The organism is Sphingomonas sp., from assembly GCF_036677245.1.
In the GTDB taxonomy this organism is placed as follows: domain Bacteria; phylum Pseudomonadota; class Alphaproteobacteria; order Sphingomonadales; family Sphingomonadaceae; genus Allosphingosinicella.
The window spans coordinates 1-3,817 of record NZ_JAKFCG010000065.1; the positions used below are offsets into that span (position 1 = coordinate 1).

At 65.8% G+C, this 3,817-nt stretch carries 6 protein-coding genes; 2 read left to right on the forward strand and 4 right to left on the reverse strand.

Translation table 11 applies throughout. The annotated features are described in order from the left end of the window. Positions 1–177: 177 nt before the first annotated feature. Genes V6M48_RS07525 through V6M48_RS07540 form a run of 4 tightly spaced genes read right to left on the reverse strand, consistent with a single transcriptional unit; the run spans position 178 to position 2,398 of the window. On the reverse strand, positions 178–627 hold the full coding sequence (locus V6M48_RS07525) for a DUF6691 family protein (protein ID WP_332811918.1): 450 nt from the start codon (positions 625–627) through the stop codon (positions 178–180). Position 628: 1 nt separating this feature from the next. Further along, the gene (locus V6M48_RS07530; RefSeq protein ID WP_332811919.1) at positions 629–1,060 is read right to left on the reverse strand and encodes a YeeE/YedE family protein; all 432 of its coding nucleotides are present in this window, start codon (positions 1,058–1,060) and stop codon (positions 629–631) included. Between the two features lie 10 nt (positions 1,061–1,070). Then, positions 1,071–2,000 (reverse strand): MBL fold metallo-hydrolase, encoded by a 930-nt coding sequence (locus tag V6M48_RS07535; protein WP_332811920.1) that lies wholly within the window; start codon positions 1,998–2,000, stop codon positions 1,071–1,073. Between the two features lie 2 nt (positions 2,001–2,002). Further along, positions 2,003–2,398 carry an ArsR/SmtB family transcription factor gene (locus V6M48_RS07540; protein ID WP_332811921.1) on the reverse strand — a complete coding sequence of 132 codons (396 nt, stop codon included), beginning with the start codon at positions 2,396–2,398 and terminating at the stop codon, positions 2,003–2,005. A gap of 297 nt (positions 2,399–2,695) precedes the next feature. On the opposite strand from V6M48_RS07540, the gene V6M48_RS07545 reads away from it, so the two are divergent. Together V6M48_RS07545 and V6M48_RS07550 are read left to right on the forward strand one after the other, a co-directional pair. Beyond that, complete coding sequence (locus tag V6M48_RS07545; RefSeq protein ID WP_332811922.1) at positions 2,696–3,394, forward strand: hypothetical protein; 699 nt, start codon at positions 2,696–2,698, stop codon at positions 3,392–3,394. Between the two features lie 35 nt (positions 3,395–3,429). Next, positions 3,430–3,817, forward strand: a 388-nt coding sequence (locus V6M48_RS07550; RefSeq protein WP_332811923.1) for an ATP-binding cassette domain-containing protein, incomplete at its 3' end; no start/stop codon positions are given.

Consider the following 3,817-nt stretch of genomic DNA (forward strand, 5'->3'; position numbering starts at 1 on the left):
TGCCGATCATTTGAGAAAGTTCTGGGCCCCTTATCTGAGATCGGTGCTGCTCGACGAATATTCGATCAACCAGAGCGCTTTTTCGCCGACCGCTCGCCAGGCAATCCTTTTGGTGAAAAGTGCATCAAGGCCTGGCGGAGCCACTGTGAACCGAACTTCGTCGAGGTCATCTGTTCCTCACGCATCTGCTGCCAGTGGCGACGCCATTGGCGTGCGCGGGGCAGCCAGCCTCCGCTGGAGCAGCATGCCGACCGCCATCGCGCCAACGAACAGCCAAGGCTGCCAAAGGCCAAAGACCAGCCCCGCGATGGCTGGTCCTGGACAGAAGCCGACCAGGCCCCAGCCGATCCCGAACAAGGTTGCGCCGCCGATCAGCTGACCGTCGAGCTGTCGCGTCTCGGGGATGAAGAAGCGTTTTTCGAGCAGTGGCGCTCGCAGCCGGCGCGACGCGAAATAGCCGATTGCCGACGCGAGCACCGCCCCGAACATGACGAAGGCGAGCGTGGGATCCCATTGGCCCGCGACATCGAGAAATGCCAGCACGCGCGCTGGGTTGATCATGTCGGAAAGAGCCAGGCCGGCACCGAAGAGAAGGCCGGCGGCAAGCGCGGAAAGAGCGATACGCATCTCAACCTCCGATCAGGTGACGGGCAATGAAAATTGTGGTCATTGCCGCCGCCATGAACGTCGCCGTGGCGACGAGCGATCGGCGCGACAGCCGGCTGATCCCGCAGACGCCGTGACCGCTCGTGCAGCCGCCTCCCAGCCGCGTGCCGAAGCCGACGAGCAGACCGGCAGCGATCAGCAGTGGCGCCGACGACGTCACTGCGATGTCCGGTGCGCGGAGGAATATCGACACCAATGCGGCACCCAACGGAAGTCCGATGACGAACCCCGCTGCCACGCGCCAAGGCGGGCCGCCGTCGGAAATGCGGACGAGGCTCGCAAACATGCCGCTGACGCCGGCGATGCGGCCGGTCACGAGCAGCAGCATCGCGGCGCCGGCGCCCAGCAGCAGCCCGCCTGCAAGGGCAATCAGGGGAGAGAGCGGTTCGAGCATCGCAAGATCCTCACAAGGTGTTGAGCGGGAGCTTCAAATAGCGTGCGCCATTGGCCTCCGGCTCTGGCAGATTGCCGGCGCGCATGTTCACCTGCACCGAAGGCAAGATCAGGCGCGGCATCGCAAGCGTCGCGTCCCGCGCCGTGCGCATGGCCACGAACGCGTCTTCGCTGACCCCTTCATGGATGTGGACGTTCGCGGCACGCTCGGCGGCGATCGTCGTTTCCCAAGCATAAAAGTCGCGGTTCGGCGCCTTGTAATCGTGGCAGAGGAACACGCGGGTTTCGTCGGGCAGCGCCAGGAGCCGGCGGATCGACTTGTAGAGCTGGCGCGCGTCACCACCGGGGAAATCGGTTCTGGCGGTGCCGTAATCGGGCATGAACAACGTATCCCCGACAAACGCTGCGTCGCCGATGACGTAGGTCATGTCGGCGGGCGTGTGGCCGGGCACGTGGAGCGCGATTGCCGGAATAGTGCCGAGATCGAATTTGTCGCCGTCGCGGAACAGCCGGTCGAACTGCGAGCCGTCCCGCGCGAATTCGGTTCCTTCATTGAAGATCTTGCCGAACATCTGCTGAACGACGCGGATCTGCTCTCCGATCGCGATCTGCCCGCCGAGCCTTTGCTGGATATAGGGCGCCGCCGAGAGATGATCGGCGTGGGCGTGGGTTTCGAGCAGCCAATCGAGCACAAGACCTTCCGAACGGAGATGCTCGACAACGCGGTCGGCGGTCTCGAACGAAATTCGTCCGGCGGCCTGATCGAAGTCCATCACGCTATCGATGACGGCCGCCGACTTGGTGATCGGGTCGTGGACGACATGGGTCGCGGTGAAGGTGCGCTCGTCGAAGAAGGTCGTGACGACCGGTGCGGAGATCTCGCCCCGGCGCGTGCGCCCGACCTGTTGCTTCGCTTGACGGAGATGCGGATCGCCGGACATGGTCACCCTCCTGTTCCGCTATCGTCGCGCGGCGCACGCCCTCCAGCCATAAGGGTTGTTCCTGATCGCCCGGCCGCACCGAGCTCCGGGCAAAAGATGTCGCGCAGGACCTGCAGAATTTGGCCGGCCCGGGCATCGGCGACACGATAGAATAGAGTCTGCGCCTCGCGACGGAAACCGACGAGCCCCTCCTGGCGGAGCTTCGCCAAATGCTGCGACAGGGCCGACTGACTGAGGCCGATCTGCCGGACGAGTTCGCCCACGGACAGCTCGTCGGCGGCGCTCAGGTGGCAAAGGATCAGCAGGCGATGCTCGTTGGACAGCGCCTTCATCAGCGCCGCAGCCTCCCCGGCTTTGGCGGCCATGTCCGATGGTGAAATGGCGAGTTGCTGCAACATGGTTTTGCCTGTCTGTTAGAAATCCCTAATTTAGACTATTCTAATATTAAGTCAAGCCGTTCCTGCGCGACCGGCCGAAGCCACTGTCATCCTCGTTTCGGCCTGCCGCGCTGGAGATTGCTGATCCTGGCCGTCGCGGCCACGTGGGTGGCGCGCTATGCCTTTCGCTGCGGGCCGCTGCTCGTCTGAAGTTGCGGGGTCCCGTGGCTCCGTCTAGGCAATCGCCAGATGCGCCTCGCGCCCTTCCCACCTTTATTCGCCCCGCGCGAAGTTTCCGCTCCCCCACGCCCAGCGATCATGGCGCTGGTCGTCGTGCTTCACCTCTTGCTGTTGAGCATGCTGTTGCGGCTCGCCCCGCCCGTACCGCGCAAGGAGCCGCCGCTTGCGACCATCGTCGATCTGATCCCGGCAGCGCCGGACGTCCCGACGCCGGCCCGGTCCACGAAGGCGCGTCCAGAGGCAAGCGCAACCTCGCGGACGGAGACGGCGCCGACCGCGACCGAGTTGCCCGATAATCTGCCGCCCCCCGCTTCCTCGATCTGGTCGCAGGTGATCCCGCTGACTCGCGAGCAGATGGCGAGCGCCGATATCGCCCGCTTCCCGCCCCGCGCCGCAGAGAAGGGCAGCGGCGCCGTTGAAGGCAGCGCGGACAGCGGGGAAACCGACGATTCCACCGGGCCCGGCGCGGGTCCGAACGGCGAGACGCTCTACAACGCGCGCTGGTATCGCCGCCCGACGGACGCCGAGCTCGCCTTCTATCTCCCGCCGGGCAGGCCACCGAAAGGGTGGGGGATGATCGCCTGCCAGACGGTTGCCGGCTATCGGGTCGAGAATTGCCAGGAGATCGCGCAATCGCCCGCCGGCTCCGGCCTCGCCGGCGCGGTCCGCCAGGCGGCATGGCAATTCCGCGTGATGCCGCCCCGCATCGGCGGCAAGGTGATGGTCGGTGCCTGGGTCCGTATCCGGATCGATTATACGATCAGGGGGACAAAATGATCGCGGCGCGCCGGACATCATGGTAACGGCGCGCCATGCTTTCACTCAACGGAATCACGGTTCGCCTTGGCGGGCGATCGATCCTCGACGGCGCCTCGGCTTCCTTGCCGCCGCGCAGCAGGGTCGGGCTGGTCGGCCGCAACGGCGCCGGCAAATCGACCCTGGTGCGCGTCATCGCGGGGCTGCTCGATCCTGACGAAGGGGCGGCGGAGATGCCGCGCGGTTCGCGGATCGGCTATATCGCGCAGGAGGCGCCGGCCGGCCCCGGGACGCCGTTCGAGACGGTGCTTGCCGCCGACGTCGAGCGCGCGGCTTTGCTCGCCGAGGAGGAATCCTGCGAGGATCTTCATCATATCGGCGAGATCCACGAGCGGCTGAACGCGATCGATGCCTATGCCGCCCCGTCGCGGGCGGCGCGCATCC